The organism is Acinetobacter sp. 3657 (genome assembly GCF_031456775.1).
GTDB lineage: Bacteria > Pseudomonadota > Gammaproteobacteria > Pseudomonadales > Moraxellaceae > Acinetobacter.
On sequence record NZ_JAVDVH010000015.1, the window covers coordinates 45,439 to 70,666 of the forward strand.

22 protein-coding genes are annotated in these 25,228 nt (G+C 38.7%); 4 read left to right on the forward strand and 18 right to left on the reverse strand.

What is annotated here, in order from left to right:
• The first annotated feature begins 158 nt into the window (after positions 1-158).
• Positions 159-839 (forward strand): HTH-type transcriptional repressor FabR, encoded by a 681-nt coding sequence (gene fabR / locus J2Y37_RS13865; protein ID WP_349033184.1) that lies wholly within the window; start codon positions 159-161, stop codon positions 837-839.
• Positions 840-1,039: 200 nt separating this feature from the next.
• Positions 1,040-1,537, forward strand: coding sequence for a DNA starvation/stationary phase protection protein Dps (gene dps, locus J2Y37_RS13870; protein ID WP_005197794.1), 498 nt, complete (start codon positions 1,040-1,042; stop codon positions 1,535-1,537).
• Between the two features lie 63 nt (positions 1,538-1,600).
• Here dps and rapA read toward each other — a convergent pair whose 3' ends face one another.
• The 15 genes from rapA to J2Y37_RS13945 form a co-directional block, all read right to left on the reverse strand.
• The gene (gene rapA, locus J2Y37_RS13875) at positions 1,601-4,429 is read right to left on the reverse strand and encodes an RNA polymerase-associated protein RapA (protein ID WP_349033185.1); all 2,829 of its coding nucleotides are present in this window, start codon (positions 4,427-4,429) and stop codon (positions 1,601-1,603) included.
• A gap of 188 nt (positions 4,430-4,617) precedes the next feature.
• On the reverse strand, positions 4,618-5,262 hold the full coding sequence (locus tag J2Y37_RS13880) for an RluA family pseudouridine synthase (RefSeq protein ID WP_349033186.1): 645 nt from the start codon (positions 5,260-5,262) through the stop codon (positions 4,618-4,620).
• Positions 5,263-5,404: 142 nt separating this feature from the next.
• Entirely contained in the window at positions 5,405-5,821 is a 417-nt protein-coding gene (locus J2Y37_RS13885) for a heme-binding protein (RefSeq protein ID WP_349033187.1), read from the reverse strand.
• 350 nt (positions 5,822-6,171) lie between these two features.
• Complete coding sequence (gene hemL, locus J2Y37_RS13890; protein WP_349033188.1) at positions 6,172-7,470, reverse strand: glutamate-1-semialdehyde 2,1-aminomutase; 1,299 nt, start codon at positions 7,468-7,470, stop codon at positions 6,172-6,174.
• Positions 7,471-7,532: 62 nt separating this feature from the next.
• Positions 7,533-8,144, reverse strand: coding sequence for a thiamine phosphate synthase (gene thiE, locus J2Y37_RS13895; protein ID WP_349033189.1), 612 nt, complete (start codon positions 8,142-8,144; stop codon positions 7,533-7,535).
• A gap of 258 nt (positions 8,145-8,402) precedes the next feature.
• On the reverse strand, positions 8,403-8,633 hold the full coding sequence (locus tag J2Y37_RS13900) for a hypothetical protein (RefSeq protein ID WP_349033190.1): 231 nt from the start codon (positions 8,631-8,633) through the stop codon (positions 8,403-8,405).
• A gap of 3 nt (positions 8,634-8,636) precedes the next feature.
• Positions 8,637-8,810: a hypothetical protein gene (locus J2Y37_RS13905; RefSeq protein ID WP_349033191.1), complete on the reverse strand. Its 174-nt coding sequence runs from the start codon at positions 8,808-8,810 to the stop codon at positions 8,637-8,639.
• 485 nt (positions 8,811-9,295) lie between these two features.
• The gene (locus J2Y37_RS13910) at positions 9,296-9,565 is read right to left on the reverse strand and encodes a hypothetical protein (protein ID WP_349033192.1); all 270 of its coding nucleotides are present in this window, start codon (positions 9,563-9,565) and stop codon (positions 9,296-9,298) included.
• Between the two features lie 75 nt (positions 9,566-9,640).
• Positions 9,641-10,255, reverse strand: coding sequence for a type I-F CRISPR-associated endoribonuclease Cas6/Csy4 (gene cas6f, locus J2Y37_RS13915; protein ID WP_349033193.1), 615 nt, complete (start codon positions 10,253-10,255; stop codon positions 9,641-9,643).
• On the reverse strand, positions 10,255-11,274 hold the full coding sequence (csy3, locus tag J2Y37_RS13920) for a type I-F CRISPR-associated protein Csy3 (RefSeq protein ID WP_349033194.1): 1,020 nt from the start codon (positions 11,272-11,274) through the stop codon (positions 10,255-10,257). The genes cas6f and csy3 overlap by 1 nt, the downstream gene beginning before the upstream one ends.
• Before the next feature lie 19 nt (positions 11,275-11,293).
• Positions 11,294-12,277 (reverse strand): type I-F CRISPR-associated protein Csy2, encoded by a 984-nt coding sequence (csy2, locus tag J2Y37_RS13925; protein ID WP_349033195.1) that lies wholly within the window; start codon positions 12,275-12,277, stop codon positions 11,294-11,296.
• Between the two features lie 2 nt (positions 12,278-12,279).
• Positions 12,280-13,554 (reverse strand): type I-F CRISPR-associated protein Csy1, encoded by a 1,275-nt coding sequence (locus tag J2Y37_RS13930; protein WP_349033196.1) that lies wholly within the window; start codon positions 13,552-13,554, stop codon positions 12,280-12,282.
• 9 nt (positions 13,555-13,563) lie between these two features.
• Positions 13,564-16,902: a type I-F CRISPR-associated helicase Cas3f gene (gene cas3f, locus J2Y37_RS13935; RefSeq protein ID WP_349033197.1), complete on the reverse strand. Its 3,339-nt coding sequence runs from the start codon at positions 16,900-16,902 to the stop codon at positions 13,564-13,566.
• Positions 16,899-17,867 carry a type I-F CRISPR-associated endonuclease Cas1f gene (gene cas1f / locus J2Y37_RS13940; protein WP_349033198.1) on the reverse strand — a complete coding sequence of 323 codons (969 nt, stop codon included), beginning with the start codon at positions 17,865-17,867 and terminating at the stop codon, positions 16,899-16,901. The genes cas3f and cas1f overlap by 4 nt, the downstream gene beginning before the upstream one ends.
• A gap of 123 nt (positions 17,868-17,990) precedes the next feature.
• Positions 17,991-18,362 (reverse strand): DUF962 domain-containing protein, encoded by a 372-nt coding sequence (locus tag J2Y37_RS13945; RefSeq protein WP_349033199.1) that lies wholly within the window; start codon positions 18,360-18,362, stop codon positions 17,991-17,993.
• Positions 18,363-18,601: 239 nt separating this feature from the next.
• Here J2Y37_RS13945 and J2Y37_RS13950 point away from each other — a divergent pair, with 239 nt between their 5' ends.
• Positions 18,602-20,050 (forward strand): CHAD domain-containing protein, encoded by a 1,449-nt coding sequence (locus tag J2Y37_RS13950; protein ID WP_349033200.1) that lies wholly within the window; start codon positions 18,602-18,604, stop codon positions 20,048-20,050.
• Here the strand turns inward: J2Y37_RS13950 and J2Y37_RS13955 are convergent, their stop codons facing one another.
• On the reverse strand, positions 20,051-20,686 hold the full coding sequence (locus J2Y37_RS13955; RefSeq protein WP_349033201.1) for a hypothetical protein: 636 nt from the start codon (positions 20,684-20,686) through the stop codon (positions 20,051-20,053). It lies immediately after the preceding gene.
• Between the two features lie 100 nt (positions 20,687-20,786).
• Between J2Y37_RS13955 and J2Y37_RS13960 the strand changes: the two genes are divergently transcribed.
• Entirely contained in the window at positions 20,787-21,173 is a 387-nt protein-coding gene (locus J2Y37_RS13960; protein ID WP_004670422.1) for a DUF3144 domain-containing protein, read from the forward strand.
• Between the two features lie 67 nt (positions 21,174-21,240).
• Here J2Y37_RS13960 and J2Y37_RS13965 read toward each other — a convergent pair whose 3' ends face one another.
• Together J2Y37_RS13965 and J2Y37_RS13970 are read right to left on the reverse strand one after the other, a co-directional pair.
• Complete coding sequence (locus tag J2Y37_RS13965; RefSeq protein WP_349033202.1) at positions 21,241-22,206, reverse strand: calcium/sodium antiporter; 966 nt, start codon at positions 22,204-22,206, stop codon at positions 21,241-21,243.
• Between the two features lie 147 nt (positions 22,207-22,353).
• Positions 22,354-25,122, reverse strand: a complete 2,769-nt coding sequence (locus J2Y37_RS13970; RefSeq protein WP_349033203.1) for a pitrilysin family protein — start codon at positions 25,120-25,122, stop codon at positions 22,354-22,356.
• Between the last annotated feature and the right edge of the window lie 106 nt (positions 25,123-25,228).

The following is a 25,228-nucleotide window of genomic DNA, read 5'->3' on the forward strand; positions in this document are numbered from 1 at the left end:
CATGAGCAGGTACTCTGGTTGTTTTTTAATTATTATACACATGTATATATATTTGTATATATACATGTGTATAATAATTTGTGTTTCACAAGTTCACAGACAACCGCTATACTCTGAACTAGCTCACTTATATTTTGACAACAATGGTTCATTCTTCTTTGACAGCACCAACTCATGACACATTAGCGCAACAAGATGTCAATCCAGTTAAACAACCCATCCGTACTGTTGGGCGAAAAGCGACGATTACCAAAGAAGAATTATTTCAAGCAACCTTAAATTTAATCGGTCCACAAAAAAGCATTTCATCACTCAGTCTTCGAGAGATTGCACGTGAAGCAGCGATTGCGCCGAATAGTTTTTATCGTCATTTTAAAGATATTGATGAACTTGCAATTGCCTTAATTGATCGAGCAGGCTTAGTTTTGCGTAAAATTATTCGTGAAGCGCGATTAAAAGCCATATTGCAACAAAGTATTATCCGTAGCTCAGTCGAAGTGTTTATTCAACAACTCGATGCCGATGAAGGCAATCTCAGCTTATTACTTCGTGAAAGCTATACGGGTTCGACCTCTTATAAAGCCGCAGTTGATCGTCAGTTGATTTTCTTTCAACAAGAATTACAAGAAGACTTGATTCGTTTGGAGCAAATGAATAACAGCAAAATTAGCCATGCGGATATTGCAGCGAAAGCTATCACCCAATTGGTTTTCAATATGGGGGCAAAAGTTCTGGATCTGCCTGCCGAACAACGTCTAGAAGTTGCAGAACAAACCATGGTAATGATTCGTATGATTTTGGAAGGTGCTCGCCACTTGGATGAAGCCAGTCTAAGATAAATGGCATCTAAAAACTCTAAATTACAATTCTAAAAGGGTAAGTATTTGAATATTAAATACTTGCCCTCTTTTTATACTTTAAGTATTACAAAAGCATAGAAAATTAAAACACACAGTCCCCCATCATTAGGCGTAGGCTAAAGTTGAAATAAACGTTTTATTCACTTCGTTTCACCCTACTATAATTGAATGAGGTAACTATGAGTTCTTCAGCAGCTAAAACTTTAAAAGTTTATACACGTAATAATTTAGACGACTCGATCAAAGAAGCCACCGTAAAAATACTCAATCAAATTCTTGCCAATCTTATTGATTTATCATTGCTGACCAAACAAGCACACTGGAATATGCGTGGTAGTAATTTTATCGCTGTTCATGAAATGTTAGACATGTTCCGCACTTCACTTATTACGCATTTGGATAATGTTGCTGAACGTGCGGTACAGATTGGTGGAACTGCATTGGGAACGACTCAAACCGTTGCTGAAAGCTCGCATTTAAAACCCTATCCAGTCGCTATACATGCTGTACAAGATCACTTAAAAGAACTTGCCGATCGTTATGGCGTGGTGGCAAATCATTTGCGTGACACCATTGATGAAATTGAAGATCCAATTTCTGAAGATATTATTCATGCTGCTTTGGAAGATTTAGATCAATATTTATGGTTCCTGGAAGCCAATATTGACCAAAAATAATTTTATCTCAGCATAAAAAAACGAGGGAAATACCCTCGTTTTTTTTTATTGAAACGATTAAATTTAAGGCTTTACCACAACCAAAACCTGAATCGCTTCTGGTGTCACAGAAAGACCATCCAATAAACCCAAGCCTTCTTGCTGGAACTTTTGTAAACGTTCAATTTCATCTTGACGAATACTTGGATTGAATTGTTTGAGATAGGTTAAACGCTCAATTTCATATTGCCACTTATTACTATAGTGTTCTTTGGCTTGTTGCATCAACTCTGGTAAAGATGTCTTGGCAATTTCCAAAGCTTGCGCATAGCGCTCTTCAATCACATCACGACGCGCTTTCACCACTTGGCGACAACTATTGCCATCTAAATGATGTAAGTAAGGACGCAATATACTTGGATCAATTTTGGCAGATAGATCCTGACCATTTTCACTGAGTAATACGCGAAGCAATTGCTTAGGCAGACTTGAAGGCAAGTTTAATGCTTTCGGTGCGATCACTTCGACCTTGAACCAAACCTCAAGCAAAACTGAACCTTGTTTCAAAGCATTCGATTTGAGTAATGCAACATTGGTACTACCAAACGATTGAGTACGGATCATTTCCATCATACTTTCGATAAATGGATGTTCCAACGTCAAGTATTGCGCGTCTTCGCGGATCTGTGCTTGATCACGATAGAAGGTTGCAGTCATACCTTCTTCGTCTAAAGTCAAACCTTGGACTTGCATCTGATCAGTTGGTTTGATGATCACGGTACCATTGCTTTGCTCATCAAAATCAATATTGGTCGATGACATAAAACGTTTTACAAACATTGGTAATGTCGTATTGTCATCATATTCTTCAAGCGCTTGTACAATCCCTTGCGCCACCACAGGACGACATGAATTGTATTCCAACAAACGGTCACGACCTGCTTGTAGCTCAGTTTCCAATGCTTGACGTTGAACATTAACTTCTTCAAGTAAATCCTCAAAGGTCTGACCTTGATCCGCCAACAAACAATCTTTAAGTTCAATAATAAAGTTTTCTTGCAGGGTTTGCGCTGTCGGTGAAATCGTACTGAAAATATTCAGTGCTTCGTTATACCAACGGAACATTCTCTCTTGCGCTGTACCGATTAAATATGGCACATGAATCTGAATACGATTTTCTTGACCAATACGATCTAAACGACCAATACGTTGTTCAAGCACATCAGGATTTGCAGGTAAATCAAATAAAATTAAATCGCTGGCAAACTGGAAGTTACGTCCTTCCGAACCAATTTCAGAACACAACAGAATTTGAGCGCCATAACTGTCTTCAGCAAAATATGCCGCCGCTTGGTCACGTTCCAATAAGCTCATGCCTTCATGGAACATCGCCGTACGAATCCCAGCATGTAAACGTAAGACATTTTCGAGTGCTTCAACCACAGGCCCACTACGTGCGATTAATAACACTTTTTTGTGTTTTAAATCTTTGCGTAGCACTTCCATCAACCATGATACACGCGGATCACTTTCCATCCATGCGCCATCAAGTTGACCTTCTTCTGGCCACATTTGCTCACGCATTTTGCCATCGATTGACCAACCTTCTGGTGCTGGCAATGGTGCAGGCTGACAATCACGCCCTGGGAAGCCTTGAATCGCTTCACGGGTGTTACGGAATAAAATACGACCTGTGCCATGACGGTCTAATAATTCATGAATAGCGCGCATACGCTGTTCTGGCTGATCATCAATACGATGACCCAATAAGCTTTCCAGTGCCGCAAGGTGCTCTTCAGTCAATGCATCATCTGACATCAACACTTCTGCAACTTTTGCAGTGTGTTGATATTTTTCTTCTTCATCGAGGAAACGCTCTAAGCTACTAAAACGTTGCGGATCGAGCAAACGTAAACGGGCAAAATGACTTTCTACGCCAAGCTGCTCAGGTGTCGCTGTAAGCAATAATACACCCGCAGTTTGTTCTGCAAGTTCTTCGACCAGATCATAACGATCATTGCCGCCCTCTTCTTCACTCCACATTAAATGATGTGCTTCATCAACCACAAGTAAATCGAAACCAGCTTCGATGGCTTGTTCACGTAAATCTTCATGGTCAACCATCAGATCTACGCTGGCAATAATGCATTGCTCAGTTAAAAATGGATTGAGATCAGGATCATGTTCTTTGATCGAAGCAGTACGGGTTAAATCAAACAAAGAGAATTGCAGATTGAAACGGCGACGCATTTCAATCATCCACTGATATTGCAATGAATCAGGCACTAAAATCAGGATACGTTCTGAACGCCCTGTTTTTAGTTGTTGATGCATAATCAAACCCGCTTCAATGGTTTTACCTAGCCCCACTTCATCGGCCAATAAAACACGTGGTGCAAAACGCTTACCGACTTCATGCGCGATATAAAGCTGATGTGGAATCAGTCCAACACGCGCACCGAGAAAACCACGCAATGGGCTGGTATGCATTTGCGCTTGTAACAGCATAGATTCAATGCGGAGGTCATACCATTCTTTGTAATCGACCTGACTAGCTAACAGACGTTCTAATGGTTTTGAAAGCTGGATTTGCGCGCCGATACGCGTTTCATTCAGAGATTTACGCTCTTGCTCGCCATTTTCTAAGCTGCGAATCACATCATAACGCAATACACCGTGACGATCTTCGATGGACTCTACAATCCATTTAACGCCTTCTTGGTCTTGAACTTCATCTTTTACATTAAAGATGATCCGAGACAAAGGTGCGTTATTGCGTGCATAAACACGGGTCTCATCGCTTTTTGGAAATAAAATGCTGATAGAACGTTCATCTACATCAATAAGAACACCTAAACCAAGTTCAGTTTCTGTATCTGATAACCAACGTTGACCAATAGCAAACTGCTGCAATTTATTCCACCTTTATTTCATGTTAGCCTACATATTGTATGCGTTAAACCGACGAAAGTTTAAGCTATTTTATGTAGTTTTAAGTTTGGTATTATGGTGTGATTGAACCACCTAATAACCCCAATATTTTGACATAAAGCAAGCTCAAATGGCGTGCTCTATATCCTGTTTAATCAAAAAATCTACTGCTAAAACGGCACAGCACAATCAAAAGTGAGTGTTGCACCAGTTTTAGGGTGAGCAAAACTCAATTGCGTTGCATGTAAACATAAACGCGCATAAAGCTGTTGCTGTTCTGCTGTGGCATATAAAGTATCGCCAAGAATCGGATGACCCAAATATTGCATATGCACACGAAGCTGATGGGAACGCCCTGTAATTGGCGTTAGTTTGACACGTGTAACAGGTTGCCCTTGGATTTCAAAATGCTCAATCGCTTGCCATTCGGTTAATGCAGGTTTGTGATATGAGGCATCGACGATATGAAGTGGTGGACGAGTTGGATCATAAATCACAGGAATATCGACCGTGCCCTGACCCTGTAAATGCCCTGCCACCAATGCTTGATAAATTTTTGAGGTTTGACGATCTTGAAATTGACGTGAAATGCTGCTTTGACCAAACTTAGATAAGCCAAACACTAAGATACCTGAAGTATCTCGATCTAAACGATGGATAAGTAACGTTTTTGCTTCTAATTCTAATAAACGATTGATCAAACAATCTTGTAAATCAGCGGTTTTCCCCGGCACGGTGAGTAAGCCTGCTGGTTTGTGGATGACCATAAAATCTTCATCACGATGAATCAAATGTTCACTTAGAAAATCATTCAAGGTAGCTTTCCAACGACTGGATGAAAACAAGCGGGCAATCATAAAAAGCTTGGCGCTGAATTACAATGCATGACACGTATTTTTACTGATTATTTTCGTGTTTCTCTCGATATTTCATCCAGAATCGAATTTAAACGATAATTTAGGCCTGTTTCCCTAAAAATTGTTGAATCGCATACTGGGCAATTTCTGCATCTTGAAAAGATTGAACACCTGAAACCCCAACAGCCCCTACAACCTGCCCTTGATATACAATCGGCTCACCGCCTTCTAACATGCCATTCGCTGCATTTATTGTTAAAAAACCGATTTTACCATCACGAATCAGATCTTCTGATACTTTGGTTGCCCTACGACTGACCGCAGCAGAATGGGCTTTTTCTTGGCAAATCTGTGTCGATAATACCGATGCATCATCCATACGCTTCATCATCAACAGTGTTCCACCGTCATCAACAACTGCAATGCTGACATTAAAGCTATGTTCTGTTGCATATTGCAATGCTGCATCAACCAGAATTTCCACATCCGCCGCAGTTAAATAATGTTTAGTTTTCATTGTTACTCCATTCCTATGAGTTTTTTATCAAAAGCTTATTTAAAATATGATCCATAGAAGCGCCATCTACAGCTTGCGCAAGCCAAAATGTTAAGGCTTTTGGACAGCCTAAGATAAGCGCAAATATAGTTTACTATTCAATCATTATTTTACCTCACGGTACAGTAAAGATTATTTATCTTTACTGTTCGTAGTTGAGGTTTATCATACAAATAACTAGAAACTCAGTAAGATTGCATTCCGATTATTGATTATTTTAAATCGATTAAGGTCTGTTTTTATTCAGATCAACCTAAATCTATTCCATTAAAAAAGCCCGAAAAAATCGGGCTTATGTAGGCATCACAGCATTATTTCATTTCAATAAAAGTTTCTTTTGCCGCTTGAATCGTTTCCGCAATATCCTGATCTGAATGCATAGAAGAAATAAATCCTGCTTCAAATGCGGATGGCGCAAGATAGACACCACGTTTTAACATGCCATGAAAGAATTTCTTAAATGCTTCAACATCACAAGCCAACATTGAATCAAAGCTGGTAATGTCATCTTGATCTGTGAAATACAAACCGAACATACCACCGACTTGTTGGGTCTTAAATGGAATCCCCACTTCGTCTGCCGCAGCTTGTAAACCATTCAATAATTTTTCTAACTGCGCAGCGAGCTTTGCATAGAAATCAGCTTCACGTAAATGCTTGAACATGGCGATACCCGCACGCATTGCCAATGGATTTCCTGACAATGTTCCTGCTTGATAGACACCACCTAAAGGTGCGATGCATTCCATGATTTCACGTTTACCACCAAATGCACCAACAGGTAAACCTGCACCAATAATTTTCCCTAAAGTGGTTAAATCTGGTTTTACGTTATAGACCGACTGAGCGCCGCCCAAAGCAACACGGAAACCTGTCATCACTTCATCGATAATAAACACAGATTTGTATTCATCACAGACATCACGAATGGCTTGTAAGAAACCATCAATCGGCGTGACTAAGTTCATATTACCTGCCACAGGCTCAATGATTACGCCAGCAATCTCATGACCAAACTTAGCAAAGCATTCCTTCAAAGCTTCAATATTGTTATACGGTAAAGTAAGTGTATGTTTAGCAAAATCGGCTGGCACACCTTTCGATGTTGGTTCGCCTTCACCTAAAGTCAGCAAGCCTGAACCTGCTTTCACTAATAACGAATCTGAATGACCGTGATAGCAGCCTTCAAATTTCACGATTTTGTCACGACCTGTATAACCACGAGCCAAACGAATCGCAGTCATAGTCGCTTCAGTACCCGAACTGGTCATACGGACCATTTCAATTGAAGGCATGATGTCGCAAATCGTGTCCGCTAAAGTGGTTTCATGAACTGTTGGCGCACCAAAACTCAGACCATCTTCAGCCGCAGTTTGGACTGCTTGAATAATATCAGGATGTGCGTGGCCTAAAATCATCGGTCCCCATGAACCAACATAATCGACATAACGCTTGCCATCTACATCCCATAAGTACGCACCTTTTGCCTTTTCAATAAAGACAGGCGTACCACCAACACCGTTAAATGCACGTACAGGCGAATTTACACCGCCCGGAATATGTTTATTTGCTTGTTTAAATAACTGTTCTTGCTTTGGAGATAAACTCATAAAAGACTCAACCTAAATCGAAAATGAGGAACGACTACAGTTCCACAAGGCGAATGAAAAAATTATGCAAATAACTTGGCCCATGCGTCTACACGAGCAGGAATTTCGGCTGTTGATCGCCCTAATATATCACTAATTACGGCACAAAGGCTTGCCCCAGCATCAATCACCGCTTGAGAATTTTCCACGGTTAGACCACCAATTGCACAAATCGGCACATGATATTTTTGCTTAGCTTGCAGAATGACATCAATGCCAACATTGCCTGCTTCTGGCTTGGTTGTGGTTGCATATACTGCACCAAAAGCCACATAAGTAGCACCTTCAGCAATTGCTTTATCCGCCAGCTCTAATGAGTTGAGACAAGTACGTCCAATAATGACATCTTGCGCTAAGCGTTGAGTCGCTTCGGTAATCTCTCCATCTGACTGACCAAGATGAACACCTAAACCAAAATTTTCCGCCATAGCCAAATCATCATTAATCACAAAAGGAACTTGGTATTTTTCACAAAGGCTTTTGATTTGTTCGACTTCGGTTGGTTGATCTAATTTCGCTACTTTTTTACGGCGATATTGCAAAATGGCAATATGCCCAGTCTCCAATGCTGCATTTAATTTTTCTAGTAATAATTGGAGAGGATCATCATTGGTAATGAGGTAAACACCGCGCATTAGAATTTCACTATAAGTAAGTTCACATCAGATTATATTTTCTATTCGGAAATTTAAAGAGAGGTTGTGTGCTAGTGATCAAAATTAAGCTGTCTACATGGCAGTGAACTTCTCGCTCCCCCCTTGACCTACCCTTTTCTAAATGGCGTGTACCGCCATGAACTGAACATAAAAACGAATTTGGTCAAATCACTATTTCTAAATGACGTGTGCCGCCATGAACGTGGGCAACAATCCAGATTCGGTCACGTTGATTTTCTAAATGGCGTGTGCCGCCATGAACCCTGCTTTCCCTAGTTCTGCAGCCATACCGATATTTCTAAGTGGCGTATGCCGCCATGAACCTGTCAAATTGTTGCTTGTGATGTTGTCACATTTTCTAAGTGGCGTATGCCGCCATGAACGCTTCGTACATTGCCAATGCAGTTGCTGAAATTTTCTAAGTGGCGTATGCCGCCATGAACAACAGGAAGCAGATAAGATTATCAACTCTTATTTTCTAAGTGGCGTATGCTGCCATGAACCTTTAATTTTATCCTCAGCTTGCTTATTTGAATTTCTAAGTGGCGTATGCCGCCATGAACTGTTTTTTGTTCCATAATCTACCTCATGTTGTTTTCTAAGTGGCGTATGCCGCCATGAACCGGGGCGTACACGTAGCTGCAAGTCATAAATCTTTCTAAGTGGCGTATGCCGCCATGAACGGAAAGATACGTCAACTTATGGCGCAATGTGTTTTCTAAGTGGCGTATGCCGCCATGAACGCCCTTGGCAACGAGTTTACAAGTAATTGGATTTTCTAAGTGGCGTATGCCGCCATGAACTTTGATCTAACACGTTGAGCATCTTTGAATGTTTTCTAAATGGCGTATGCCGCCATGAACTGAATTGCGACACTGGTGGTTCGTATCACTCATTTCTAAATGGCGTATGCCGCCATGAACACCATCTCTAATGGTGGACTTTACTCCCGAAATTTCTAAATGGCGTATGCCGCCATGAACTCGCTTACCGCAATCCTTACCGTTATCTATGCTTTCTAAATGGCGTATGCCGCCATGAACGAGGATTTAAATAAAACGCTAATTCTCACCAATTTCTAAATGGCGTATGCCGCCATGAACCCGCCGAAATACAAGATACGACTCTCCCTAAATTTCTAAATGGCGTATGCCGCCATGAACGTGAATGCGCCTTTTTTTCATTGCATCTTTAGTTTCTAAATGGCGTATGCCGCCATGAACGAGTCGGGAAAGTTGGAAATCTAAAGCTTTGCTTTCTAAATGGCGTATGCCGCCATGAACATCTTTATCGTTCATTAATGGCGTTGCATCGTTTTCTAAATGGCGTATGCCGCCATGAACTATAAAATTATAGTAAAAATATAAGTTACAACAAGTATTTATCATGGATTTTGGCATGTTACCCAATCAAAAAATGGCTTGTTGTAACTTATTGATTTTATTAAGCTGTTAAAGAGTAGAAAAAATATTGGGTCAAAACTCTGGAACTGTTGCAATTCTACTCAGTCCATACGTTCCAAATTCTCCATCTTTTGCCTCATCAGTAGCAGACTTACCAATATATAAGCGATACGGTCGATCTATATTCTCCTCACGTTTCGCACTTAGGCTTTTTAAACTCACATAAGGCTCAACCACAGGTTGCTCAACATATTGTTTAAAATGCTGCTTAGCTTCAGCCAAAGGAATATTATGACGCTGTGCTTGATGAGCAATGCGCTCTTCTAAACTCATCTTTGGATTAACACGGTAATAATGTGCATAGCCTGTGATCTTAGCTTGCGGCACTTCACGCGGCTGAATGATGTGCACATAATCCGTCAATCGTTCTAGCCACTGACCTAAATTAAGCTGCTGTAACTCATTTTCCGTTTTTGCAAAGATACGAATTTTTGTACCCAAAAATCCAAGTTTCTTTTGCTCATTGATACGATATTGAGGAAAAGAAACTCCGAGATAGCTCCTTTCCTGCTCATCACTATGTTCGGCAAAAGCAATATGGAGCTGGGTATAAACTTTTGACCAAATAAAATAGGGGGAAATTTCATCTTGATCAATCAAGGTGATTTCTTGATAGTATCTCAACATTAGTCATTCCCACCAAATACACCACCTCGAATTAAATTAGCAATAATGAAGTGTTTGTCATTATCTGAACTCTCTTTATCCTCTAACCACTTAATCAATAGTGTGTAAAAATCAGTTTGGCTTGTTCTGTATGCAATCCCACGATTTGGAACTGAACCATAAGGTTCAACCGCAATTGCAGGTTTGGACTCTTTCGTTTCATCCACATACCATGTATCAATCGTACGAATAGCATTACCAATTTTTTCAGAATGAATTCCAGCACATGCTCCTTGCTGAGTTTTTATTTCATATAAATATTTAGATTTTTGTCCTTTAGGAATTTCCATCACCATTTCTTGAGATGGGAAAATATGTTGCCCTTCACCAACTTTGGCAAATGCAGTCACCTCTAATAATAAATAGTCATCTTCTTTAAAACTTTTAGCGACTAAGTTTGCAATCTCCTCAATCTGTTTGTCTTGAATTAAATCAAAGGCATTTAAACCGTATTGATATGCATCCTCAAAGTTCCATACTTGACCATTTTCACTATTTCTTATCTGCACACTGATCTTTTCTGCACCCAAACGGTTGCGCCATAAAAAACGGGCATTCACTAGATTGTATACATAACGCTGAGCCAAACTGAAGAAGCCAACTTTTTCAATATATTCTTCAAACTTTGCTTTCAAAGTTTTCTCAAAATCAGGCTTATTATGTGTTGTAGGTTCTGCAATATTGCCCAAAAATTTAACCGTAAAGAATACTTTTAGTGAATCTGTACCAAATGGTAAGCGAGCATCATCCCCCCAGACTAAGTTTGGATCAGTCTTTTCATCATCAGCAACACCATATTGACTTTTCGTACCACGATTACGTTTCTCATGTAGGTCAATATTTTTCCACTGTGATGCATCATCACGGCTCGCCCATAAACCTGCTTGCATCAAAGCATCAGATGGCTCAATTTTACGATTAAATGCTAAAACGCTAGGTACTTTTGCACTTTCAGTTGCTGATTTTGGTTTCTTAGCCATTATTTATTTCCTTATTTACTTAAAAATTAAAATCAAATTCATCATTCGACTGTGATGAAGGTTGGGGTAGTTCAATTTTTTGATGTTCAATATCACTATGTTTTTGTCGGCATAAATACCATTCATCTTCAATATGATATTTCCAAATTAAAATATCTAAACGATCTATACGATGTGAACTTCTCCACTCACCAATGCCATGAACTGACTCCACAAAGCGAAATGGATATTTTGGATCTCTATTATTTTCAATCTCAGGCCCTGCATATAAAGGACTAATTCCTTTATATCCAATCATTAAAGGGATGAACCATCCTCTTGGATTTGGCTTTTCTAGGCGAATCCACTCAACGGTTTCATTTTTTTGAATCTGTGCTGATGCTTTATAGGCAAAGAAATCCGTCCACAAATCAAAAAACTCAACATCAGGTTTTAGATTTTGTTGGAGCTCTACATGGTCTTTCAGTTCTTGCTGTGCATCAATCAATACAAAGCTAGGTAATAATTTCCTTTTTATATTGATAAGCTTAGAATCATCACTCCAAAAACTAATATTTTTTATCTGCTGAATAGACCCACCTGCTAATCTTGCCTGATAAATCCATTTCGTGAGTAATTTCTTATATTCCTGTTTTACAACGTCTACACTTGATAAAGACTCTTGGCACTCTAAAAGTAAAGATACTGTTAGATCCATTTTCCCTTCTTCAATAATTGGCGGTGTTTTACTTGCTTCTGCACGATATTTTTGCCCCTGCAATGTCACAGGTGGACGCTTACTTTGAATAAAACGAACATCATATTGTTCATTTGTTCTCAATACATACTCATGACTAAAAATAGCACAGCCATTTAATTCAATACCAAACTCAGCATAAAATTTACGTGACAAAGCATGGGTAAAACCTAAAAAGTTAGTAATTGCTGGAAAACCGTAAGTAATACCCGCGATACAATTTGCACCTTCAACTTTGATTTTTTCTAATAAAATATAAGAGCTCATAATTATTCACTCACCTGCAAAACTTCATAAAACTCTTTAAATATAGGTTGTAAGTAACTAAACCAAATGGCTTTTAAGTGACGTGATTCGTGTTTATCACCGATATTTTGGCTAATCCATCGAGCAACTTGCTCAGTAAACTCATCTACATGATGTTTATGTTCAACTTGCGAAATATCCATCTGTTGAATAGGGTCTAAAAATGCACACAAATAAGGTTCTATATCAAAATTTTCAGACCATCCATTTGTATAGCTTTGCTCTATAAACAAAATTTGATGAATAACTTCATCAGCAATAGAAGCTATTTTTTCACCAAGAATATTTCTTCGGTTCAAATTAATCGTTAAATTTTCTTTTTTCAATATATACAATAAATTTTTAACCTCTTTAAAGATTTCAATACAAGTTGATGTTTTACACCTTGCTAAAAATTGCTTTAAATTTTTAGGGGGTAAGAAATTAGTTTTCCATTGTGGTGGTAATGTCTGAAAAAATAGTAATCCGCCTCGACGTGTACCATTTAATTTGGATGCATTTTGATGATTACTCTTGGTAACACTTAGAAAGGCAGGTTTAGCAAACCGAATATATATCCCATCATGCTGTTGATTTTGTTTTCTTGCCAGATTAATAGAGTTGTCTTTAGATCGGCTGGATGTAATACAATTATAAACTTTATGCGCCAATGCGCTCGATTTTACGGGCGAAATAACATGATACTGATCCCGACCAATAGGAAAATAAACTTGTTTTGCTAGAACATGACTAGTTAATTTTTTAGCAATATATGCTTCCGCTATTTTTGTTTGCCAATTTTTTCGAACGTAAACATCACTCGATATCTTAACAAAATAGATTTCACTTTCTGCTAAAAACTGCCCAAGATTTTTTTGAGTATTTTCTACAGAAAAACTTAAAAACTCTGCTACAGGCGCATAGCTTGCATCTGTATAAGCACTATCAAGTTCTTTAATCATAGCTGTTTGTGTGGTGAGTAGATATGTGTATTTCTTTTGCGGAATACTATCAATTAAATTAATCGCTTTATTACTGGAATGGGTCAGCTTTGCAACATGACTGACATTCAAACTCACTTTACTTGCATTATCAGCAATATAATTCATCCATGACACAATTTCATGATCGCTATAAATTTTTGAAAGATGTTCTGCTGTGAATGCATCTTTGAGCTTTTTCCGTTCTACTTCAATTTTCTTCTCAATGCGTTGTCGTAAAAAATTTTCAATACTGGCATGTACAATATCTACATTCATGATTATCTCCTATAATTTTTTATTTAAGAAAACACCTAAAACTGGATGATAGTAATATTGGGTATCTTCTTGATTTGGTAAAGATACCTCTCCATAATTTAAAATCACATTTCTATTTGAAGTATCTATTACATCTTGAATTTCTTGGTAACGAGTAATTTCATCTGTGTTAAACCAAATACAGTTCTTTTGATGAAGCGTTAAATACTGATACTTTTTGATGCAATCAACCACAGTAAATTGCTTAGTTTTATCATCATAAGTATTCCACTGTAATTTACCTATCCCATTTGGAATTAAATAAAAACGAGTTTCAGCAGTTGATTGTCGAAAAGGCTGCCTTCTTTGCAATTCACCACTCCAAGAAATTGAATTACGCCACCATAAACGTGCATTATTTTTTTCGTTACGTGCTCCAAGCAAGGTCATCGCATATGCTGTTTGTTCTAAAGTCACTAAATCCTTAAACTCAGGTAAATCTACAACTTTTGGTGGTTGTATAAATTGAATACTTGGCACAGCACTTATGTACTGATACTGCGCTAAGGATAGTAAATTTCGAATCTCTTTATTTTTCGACAAAGCCCGATTACTTGCTTTATTTCCTTCAAAACCTGGTTTGGTAAAAGCAATTTCTTTATTTTGTAAATCTCTAATATTTTGATTAAGAATAAATAAATTCTCTTTATCTACATTTTTTTTACGATGCCTTTGAATACGTCCTGCTAACTGCACCAATGAACGCATAGAACTCGGTTCGGCTATTGCCCAATCATAATCATGATCTCTCCCCACCTCACATACAGATGTTGCGAGTACAATAAATATATGTTTTTTTACAGTTGGATTATTTTGAAGAGCTTGTTTAATTTCTGGCTGTGACCAGATTTTATCTTCATCTTTACGATTTAATATTCGATCAAGCTTTTCCTCTATGGCTGAACGTTGTGCTAGTGTGAATTGACTGTGATAAATACAAAAATGCGATACTGTATTATCATCAAAGGCTTGATTTAACAATCCTTGAGCAATATAAATGAGCGGATTAATATTGGCAAAACGAATCACACCTAAAGAAATCTCAACGCCACCTTCATTTCTTTGATGATGATTTATATGCGCTTCCTCAATGCCTTTGAGTAAAGTATTTACTACTTTTTCTTGAATATTTTCCCCATTATCAATGTCTAGAATTTTAGCTTTGCGTAAACTGTTTTTTTCATCATCTAAATTTTTTATTCGACTCTGTACATAAGCATTATGTGCTTTGCAAAAATTTGGCACATCATCTGTTTCTAGTGTCTTCACTGAAAACTCATCCACCCAAGCACAAACAATAGGTTTTTGCGTTTGATTTCCAAGCATTGCTTGCTGATACTTTTGTCGCCCTGCTATATAAGATTCATACAGCGCAAAAGCCATGGCAGATGGAATGGTTGCACTGGACAATAGTACTTTTGCACCAAGTAATCCTGCCCAATTCACTAAGCGCGCAAGTGCAGGTAAATCAGCCAAACCAAATTCGTCAGGTTCATCTAAAATTAAATCAGAACTTAATAACCTTAAAATAGGTGCAACTTGTCGCCCACCTCTTAAACTCTCTGTGGCAGGTATTAAATAATCGATCGTACTTACAAGTATCGGTGCATGTAATAATTTTTGAATTTTAGGATCTTTTTCAAACCACGTTTTTAATAAACTTTCAGGATCAATATCAGGGTATGCGACATCAAAATGGTCTTCTGTATCTTCAAGACTTTCACTGCCTCGCATTGCAAATTCAGTTTTTTCCAAATCTTCCAAAATTTGCTTTTGTTCTTGTAGCTTTTTATCTTCTTGCATTGCACGTTGTAAACGTTGAACTGCACTTGAACCAATGATTGTAGCAATATCACTTTCGTCCAATTTTAAATTTAGTTTTAAAGCATCACCTGTCTGTGTTGTTAATGTACGTAACCCTAAAGCGATACTAAAACGAGCACCTTTTTCATCGTCAGCTAATGCATACATCATTCGGGCATTCGCAATGGTTTTACCTTTACCTGTTGATGCCATGTTAATCCCAAAAAAACCACACTCATTACTACGAATATTTATTTTTTTGCATAACTTTACTGCATCATCCTGCCATTTACTTAATAAAGGATCTGAATCCGCAAAACCCCTCTCCAATATTCTATTGAATCCCAAGTCTGGAAGTTCAGAAATAAACTGTGGAAGTTTACGACTATGAATATAGGAATAGAATCCAACTGCTAAATTATGTTCATCTAATTTTTGCTTTAGATTTCTCTCATTATCCGTATTTGCATAGGCTAAATAATTGTCATCTTGCCATTCCTTCTTAGCTCCCTGAGCAGAGTACCAATGATCTGTCATCATCAAAATTAAGCGTGAAAGGTGCATCGTTAGCGGATCATTAAGCCAATCAAATTGCTTAATCTTAATCATTTGATTGAATGCGCGTTTTGAAAGTATTTGTGCTTTACTACACCACTCTTGACTTCGAACAGGCAACCCAAAAGGGAAAATCCAATTTTTTGACAGCTCTTCGTTTGACCAATCAAATCTTACAAAATTAGGAGAATTCCATTTAATATCACATACATTTAACCAATATTGAGATAAATTGTCATGGCTTAATGTAGGAGGATCATTTTCAAAAAATGGAAATATTGGCAAACGATGATGCGTTACAATTAACCATGCAATGAGTTGTGCAAATGATGAAAGGCTCTCTAAAGTTACAGCTAAAGTCGTTCGTTTTTTGACTTCATCGAGTTGGTTTAACCACTCCTTTTCAAATTCAATGGATAATTTAGATAATTCAGATATCCATCCTTCATCTGTTTTATTTTTTACGAATAATTCAAAAAATTTTAATGAAACCCATTCATGGCGATACGGTTCATATCCTTTTTCGGTTTTCTGATTTGGATCTAATTTAGCTTGGAATAAAGCATTAGCTTTTCCAAAATCATGAAATAAACCTGCAATACCTGATGCAATAGCAACCAACTCTAAATTTTGCCACAAATGTGATGACTTCCAAGGTTGTAAAGTTTTCTGCGTACTATTCACAGGAACAATCCCCTGCTCATTAAACTTATTACGATTTCCAACAATCCACATCAGTTCACTTCTACGGCGACCACGTATCCAATGACAACTAACAGCTGTATTTTTTGTGACTGTTTTTCTAAGTAACTTTTTAACCGCCAACAAACCATCTTCAGTAATCACCGTTTGCCAAGTATTATCACCGATCCGATCTGCAAAGGCATCTAACACACGGCGAGTTCGGGGAATCGCTTTCTTTTCACATTGAGAGATAAAAGTGACGATCATATATTTTCTCCATTTTCAGAAGAAAACCGTTGTAATGATTGTTCTTTCACCTGCTCAAACATAAAGTCCAAACACTTATACTCAGTAAATTTCTGCAATATCTGCTGACGGAACTCCTGCTCTTTCATACCCTCTTTGGCACAAATAAAAGCCCATGGCAAAACCACCGCATCTTTAATTAAATCTGCAACATCAAAGACCAAAGCACCTCGTCGAGTTTTACCATGCATCACCGCAAAACTGTGACTGATACCTAAGACCCAAAGCGTGGTGGCAGCCAATCCATAAGCCAGATAATTGCCATGATTTAAAAAATCATTGGCTAGATCGCCTTGTTCAGGATTACGCTCAAAACCAAGCTTACAACGTGTCGCTGCAATTTTATAAAGTTGCTTCGTCGTTTGTGCCTCTGCCAGTAATAGATCACTCACTTTGCTTTGATGCGGTATTTTCTTCTCAAAACCAGTTAAAGCTTGCTGAATATCGAGATCATCCAGATAAAAACCCTCATCTTTGAGATCTTTATCTTTCGCCCAAATTTTGCGAATAAACTCAATACGTGCCAATTGAAATTGCTTTGCAACCGCTAAACGTTTTGCATCATCAAACCAAAAACTCATCCAGCCTTGCATGTATTCGGTCGGGCGATATTCACTTTGAGGCATCATCCATTCAATTTCTGCCCCCATAAATAGAGGCGTTCCACCGCCCCCTGTAAAACCCACCAACACTCCTGCACTCGCAAGCATTCGCATCGCAGCTTGTGTAATTGAAGTGCCTGTCCCTAATAAAATAACCGTGGTATTGGCAATGGGAATATTCCAATACTGATTTTCATTTTTAGCTTCGGTGAGATATAAAACACGACCATCTTTTTGCATCACGCGACAATGCTCAAGATAATAAAGATTGGCACGCTTCGAATGGAGTATGGCTTTTAAATCTGAAGGATTGAGTTGTTCCATTATTATGATTTCTCTTATTTTTTATGATAGTACTTGAACGTTTGATAATAAAAAAGCTGCCGAAGCAGCTAGGCGACATATTACGTCGTTTTAACTCTGATTATTTTTTAGCGATGATTCAACTTAAGAATCTATCTGATCAAATTGACGATCAACCAAACTCAAACGTCCACGTGCAACATCCGACAACATCCGCCAATCCGAAATAAAGCTAAAAAGCGGCTGTTTAAAACTGGCAGGTTTATTATGTTCAAAGAAGAAATGCCCAACCCATGCACAGGCGTAACCCGACAATAAACCATAAGCCAAGTATTTGGCTTTGCGCTGACGAATCGCTTTACTAAAGAAATATAAGCCAACTGAACTTCCCGCTACATGCAAACGGCGGCTGGCAATACTGCGATGCTCGGTTAAATAGAAGCGATAAAATTCATCATAGTTTTTTATTGGCAATGAAAATTCCACTGGCTGGGTCAATGTCGCTGGTGCATTCATTTTGATCGTCCTAATCCTGTATAACGCTCATGACACGGTACTGTATTTTTTGTACAAAATAAAGTCATTGCATGCCAACAAAGCGATACTCTATTGATATACCACCTTACGAGCTATAGCTCTCATTGCGACATCGGCTTTTTTGGCGCAAGATAGTACAGTATGAAAAACAACGATCCACAAGTAAAATACACCCATTTTTAAATTCTTCATTCTAAAAGATCAGGAGTCACGGCATCATGGAAATAGAACTTAAATTTCAACTTCCTGCATCTAAGAAAAAAAGTGTTCTACTGGCATTAAATAAGCAAAAAGCGCAAAAAATTCGATTACAAGCAAAATACTATGATACCGCTGATCGCCTACTGGCGAAGAATCATGTTGCGATTCGTCTGCGTCAGGAAGGTGAACATTGGGTTCAGACCTTTAAGGCGGCGAGTAAAAATCATTTACAACGGATTGAAGAAGATATTCATTTGGGTCAATGTGAACAAGAACCCGAGCTGGATTTATCCCTGTATCAACATAACCAAACTGTTCAAGACATTTTACGCGACCTGCTAGGCGATACACCTGCTGATTTACGTTTACAGTTCCAAACCGATGTTGAACGCACATTTCACGTTTTTGAATTCCAAGGTTCTCAGATTGAAGTCTGCCTCGATGATGGCGAAATTCGTACACTAACTGATCAAGCCAAAATCTGTGAGATCGAGTTTGAGTTAAAACAGGGATCGGCTCGAGATCTGATTATTTTTTCAAATCACTTAGTAGAAAAATATCAATTATGGCTCGATGTACGCAGTAAAGCTGAACGAGGCAATTTACTGGCGATGGGGGAAAAAGTCTCTCCAGCAACCAAAGCCAAAACACTTCAACTCAAACCAGAGTTTTCGGCTGAACAAGCCCTCAAACTGATTATTGAAAATAGTTTAAATCAGATTTTACCCAATGCCGCTGCAATTGCTGATGGTGTTGCTGAAGCAGAACATATTCATCAAGCGCGTGTTGGTTTACGACGTTTACGCTCAGCACTCAAGCATTTTTCACATTGGTCAACGCAAATTGATGCGACTTGGGAAAGTGAATTGGCTGATATTTTCAGGGCTTTAGGACAATCGCGTGATAATGATGCTATTCAAGATTCAGTCATTCCGTTGATCAAAGAAGTTTGTGATTTTGATTTTCCATTCAACGCTCAAGCAGCGACAAATGTCACTAAGCTTTTGAGTAACACCAAAACCACGCAACTGTTTTTATCACTGTTAAGCTTTAGCTATAGTGAAAATGAATCAAAAACCAAACTCACAAAACAAGTAACCAAAAGTTTGACGAAGCTTTATCAAAAAATCTTAAAAGACGCATCTCAATTTTCTGATCTTCCTATCGAACAGCAACATCGTACCCGTAAGCGCGTGAAGCAATTACGCTACTGCATCGACTTTGTATCAGGCTTATATGCTGAAAAGAAGGTTCAGCAATTTCTAGATAAGTTACAGCCGATTCAGGAGTATTTAGGTTTTTATAATGACTTGTTTGTTGCTGAGCAAATTTTTCAGCAGCATACAGCTAAGCAATCGCAATTTTTATTTGCTTTAGGTTGGGTCAAGGCACAACAACCGCATGTGATGAAAAAAGCAGATAAAAAGCTACAAGTCTTGTCTCATAAAGATATTTTCTGGGAGTAATTAACGATATTTCCCAAAAATCTTCCACGTGCCATTATCTGCAATCGGATCACTGTAGCTATCATTGCGTTGCTTACGTGGTTTATTCCGTGCATCAACCAATTTAAAATGCGGCTCTACAGTTAAAATCATGCCATTCATATAAAAACGGGTTCGCGTATATTCGCTCTGGCCATGCTGAAATACATAAGTCCGCAGATCAATAAATTCACGGTGTGCGACCAATGCGGCCGTGTCATCGCTTTCAAGCCATTCTTGCATCGCAAAAATCTGGTCTGTATCAAACTGTCCACATTTTTCGACTAAAGCTGCCACGCCCCGAAATGTTTTTGATTCCTTCGCTCGGGTTTTATTAATCCGAATACGATCCACGTGAAAGAAAAACAGAGGTAAATTCAAATGACTCGGTAAATGAATTACGTCTACGATTTCATCCTGCATAAATGGCTGACAAAGCTGTTGTGCCCTTTCAATCAATGGTTGCCATTGACGATAGTACTCATCCACCTCTGCTTGCAATCCATAGTAAATAGGCAAGCCCTCCACCTGTTGTAAAAATTGTGGTGGATAGATATGTTGACGGAGTAAAGCAATATCTGTTTTTAGGCTTTGAATAGCGATTGCGTCTTGCATCATGATTATTCTAATTGCTTAGGCTATTTTAGATTAAGGCAACGGTTTTGTTTATGCAAGGCTTTGTCTATAATGTCTGATCTTGTTTTCGTTGGAAAAGACCATGTCTCAAAAAATTAATGCGACTGATGTAACAGAAGAAGAAGCTTTAAATGCGATTTTTTTTGAGCGTGCGGATGAGTTTATCAAACAAGCCAATGATTTTTGCCGTCCACAAAAAGGCCAGCAAGCAAAACCTGAAGAATTACGTGCCCAAGTCAGTGCTGCCATGTTATTCGGAACTGCTCGTTTTAATACGTGGGTCGCTGCCAACAACTTTAAAGATGGCAATGAAATGCGTGAAGCTAAAGAACAAGTGATGTCTTACTTGTTGCAACAGTTTCAAATGATGTTAGAAGATAACTTTGATGAATATTGCGAGCAGTTTGAAAACTATCTTCGTTTCCGCAAAAACGAAGATTTTCATACGCATAAGCATGATGATAAGTAATTAAGTAAACCTAGAATCCGTTTTATATAAAAAAGGCATTGAATGATTCAATGCCTTTTTTAATGTACTAAAATGCGGTGTGAACCAAATAACTGGTGTAGGCAATAAAGCTAAATACCCACACGCCCCCTTTGACACGCCCAATTCGTCCTTGACCTTTCAGACTCAACGTAAACAGCAATAGGCTCAGGGTAAGTGCGCCCATAACCACCATATCTCGATGGAGCACTTCTTGCGGTACGATAGTCGGATGAATGACACCTGCAAGCCCGACAACCGCTAAGGTGTTAAACATATTCGAACCAATGATATTACCGATCGCGATATCAAGCTCACCCTTTCGAGCCGCCGCAATAGAAGACGCCAACTCAGGTAATGATGTACCGATCGCGACAACTGTTAATCCAATTACCAACTCACTCACACCAAAGGCTTGAGCGATTTCAACAGCCCCCCAAACCAGTAAGCGAGAGCTTATGACTAAAACAATCAAACCGAAGATGAGCTGAAGAATTGATGTTTTTAATGGCGTTTCGTGCTTCTTTAGCTCTAGATCAAACTCATGACTCAATATGTCGCTTTGATTGCGCATCCCATACCAGATCGTCCATCCCATATAGAGAAGCAGCATAAACAGCATCAAAATGCCATCGATACGGCTCAACACACCATCAAAAATTTGTAGGATACAAATCGCCGTCACCAAAAGTAATATCGGCAGCTCTTTACGAACAACTGCTGAATGCACCATGATCGGATGAATTAGAGCAGTAATACCGAGAATAAGCGCAATATTGGCAATATTCGACCCGTAGGCATTTCCTAATGCAATACCTGGATTTCCATCAATAGCCGCCATGATAGAGACGACAATCTCAGGCGCGGATGTACCAAAACCAACGATAACCATACCTACCAATAAAGGTGGCATACCTAAGTAGCGTGCGGTAGCAGATGCGCCATCCACAAATTTATCAGCACTCAAAACCAATAAAATCAAGCCGAAAAGCACAGCAAGTGCTGCCAAAATCATGTTAATCCCCTTTTGTTTTCTTGCTTAAAATTCATCATAAATACTGATTCAATCCATTTTATGATGTGATTTAAAAACAGAAGAGACATGCAGAACAGTAGCAGCACAGACTTTTTTTAAATCACTTTAAAATGTGAAGGTTCCAAATTAACGATTGTCCTGCGCTTTGCCATATTGGTCCGCCATGACTTCAACAAAATGTTCAAGTTTAATGTATTTTTTAATCACGGCATCTACATCGGCTTTACTGAGTTGGGCAAACTCTTGATCTCGAACAGCTCGATCTAATAAAGTTTTGTTGCGTTCCAATTGTCCCGTCAACATACCGTGGATATTACGTTCATCTTCCAACGCTGTCACACGCTTTTTCATAATATCGGCTTTGGCTGCTTCAACTTCCTGCGCAGTCACACCTTTATTTAACAGATCAGTCAGCACTTTATGTACGGACTGTGACACTTGGTTAGAACGCCCAGCTGTATAATTTGCTGTAATACTCAACGTACCATCATCGACATCAGGATCTAAACTCAAACCACTACCAAAACCATATACTAAGGCATTCTTCTCACGTAACTCTTGCGCTAAACGCGATGAAAGTTGCGAGTTTCCTAAAATATGGCTCAGTACGATTAAGGCTGGCGCATCTTTGTGATATGAACCGACTGGCAGCGCTAAAACACTTTGATAGCTACCAAACTCACGCTGTTCAGATAAGGCATGAATTTTTTGTGCTTTATATTCCGTGTATTGCCCTGTGACTTTCTTAAATGGTTGCTTTGCCTTCCAAGAAGCAAAAGTTTTCTTTAAGGTCTTCTGCATCTGCTTCGGATCAAAATCACCTGTTACCGCGATCTGAGCGTAATTGGTCACAAAGAACTGATCATAAAACTGCTTCACCTGTGCTTGTGTCGCTTCGTTCAACTGTTTTTTAGCTAATTCAGGTTCAAAGTGGTAACGCAAATCACCCGGTTGATAGATTTCCAAAACTTTAGATAAAGTCATGGATGCCACCACAGCAGGCTCAGTATATGGGCGATCCAACACCGACAAACTTTGATTTTTTGCTAAATCAAATTCAGATTGGGCAAACTTAGGCTGCTTTACAACATCCAGAATAAAGCCTAAAAAGTCTTCAAACTTATCTTTTTTCGCCTGAACAACCAGCGTTAAACCATTGCCATTTGAACTAACCGATGCACCGCCACTGGCTGCAATGGCTTTATCCGTGATTTCTTGTAAGGTATGTTTCTCCGAACCACGCAACATCAAATAACTGGTTAAATCCAATGTGGTTGCTTGACCAAATAGAGATTTTTCATCACCAAAATCTAAACTGATCGTGGCATAGGTTTTATCATCACGGGTTGCGGTTGGGAACAAGGCATAGCGAATCCCATTTTTTAACTGACCGCGTTGGATCTTTTGCTCATTTTTCTGTAATTGCTGAGCAGACTGCGTGACAAATTGTGCCACTTCTTGTTGATAGACTTTGACATCTTTTAATGGCTCAGCCTTTTCAGCACTTTGGTCTAGAGTCTTTGGTTTCTCTTCAGCTTTAAGCGTCATGGCCTGCTTTTGGTCTTCAGGTGTCGGTAAGATATCACCTAAAATACGATGCGATGGAACCAAAAAGTCCTTCAAGGTTTGATTCATATCTTTCAATTTTAAGTCTTGAACCGCTTGTAAGTCCTTAAAATATTGATCCCACTGACCATGTGAAGAAACCGCATAATCACTTAAGCGTGAACCTAAAGCCACTGCATCATTGGCAATGCTTTCCGCCGTATTTTGAGAAATATTTTTGATCCGCTGTAATTCAGCCTCAGTGAATGGTTGACTATTTTCAACGCCAATTTTTAATGCTTCATCCACTGTTTTAGCATCATGATTGGGTGCATAAATTGCGCCCATGAATACCACATTAAAGTCTTGATCTAACCATGTGGTGGCTTGCACTGCGGTACTGATCCCAGTCTCAACCATATTTTTATATAAACTGCCACTTGGCTGCATGGTATATAAGGCGGGTGCAAGTGCTAAAGTCGGTTGCAACTGGGTATTTTTACCATTCATATAAATATGAAACTTCGCAAGATCACTGCCCTTTTGTACGGTGAACTGACGTTGGGCAATTTTGCTTGCATCTAACACCGGTACTTTTACAGGGGCTGGCACAGTGCGAGCTGGAATTGGGCTAAAGTATTGGTCAACTTTATTCAAAACTTCAGTTTTATCGAATTTACCTGAAATCACCATCACCGCATTATTCGGTGCATACCATGTTCGATAAAATTGATTTAACTCATTCATGGTAATGGATTTCAATTCAGGTAAATCACCAATCGGCAAACGACCTAAATATTGATTTCCATAGGCTGCTTTTAGCATCTGATCCATTAAAACAGCAAAGGGTTGATCCATACGAATCTCACGTTCACGTTTTACGATCTCGATTTCTGATGGAACAAACTTTTCTTGGAGTACCAATTTATCCATACGCTCAGATTCGAGGTATAGAATTTCATTCAGAGCATTTTTTTCTGGACGGACAATGTTAATGTACTTCGTGGCGTAATAATCGGTACTGGCATTGGTCATCAAAGTGAATTGATCTAAGCGACGTTGAAACTCATCGCCTTTTACATTTTGTGTGCCTTTAAATGCCAAATGTTCAAGTAGATGTGCTAGCCCGCCTTTGCCTTTTGGATCATTCAGTGAACCTGTTAAATAAACCGTATTTACATAAACTTTATTTTCTTTATCGTTCGGCGCAAGAATCACTCTAAAGCCATTATCTAATTTATATTCTTCAATATTCTTTTCAGTTTTTACCAGTACTGTCTGAGACCAAGACGTCGCACTCAATCCAATTAAACAAAGCGAGAGAGTAAGCTGCTTAAACCGCATTAACATAGATTATCCAAGTATTTATGGTGATTTAAATAAAAATGACAAACTATAGTAGAGAACGAGCGGTGTTTTTAATAGTGATGTTTTGCAAAAAGCTGTTTACTTAAAC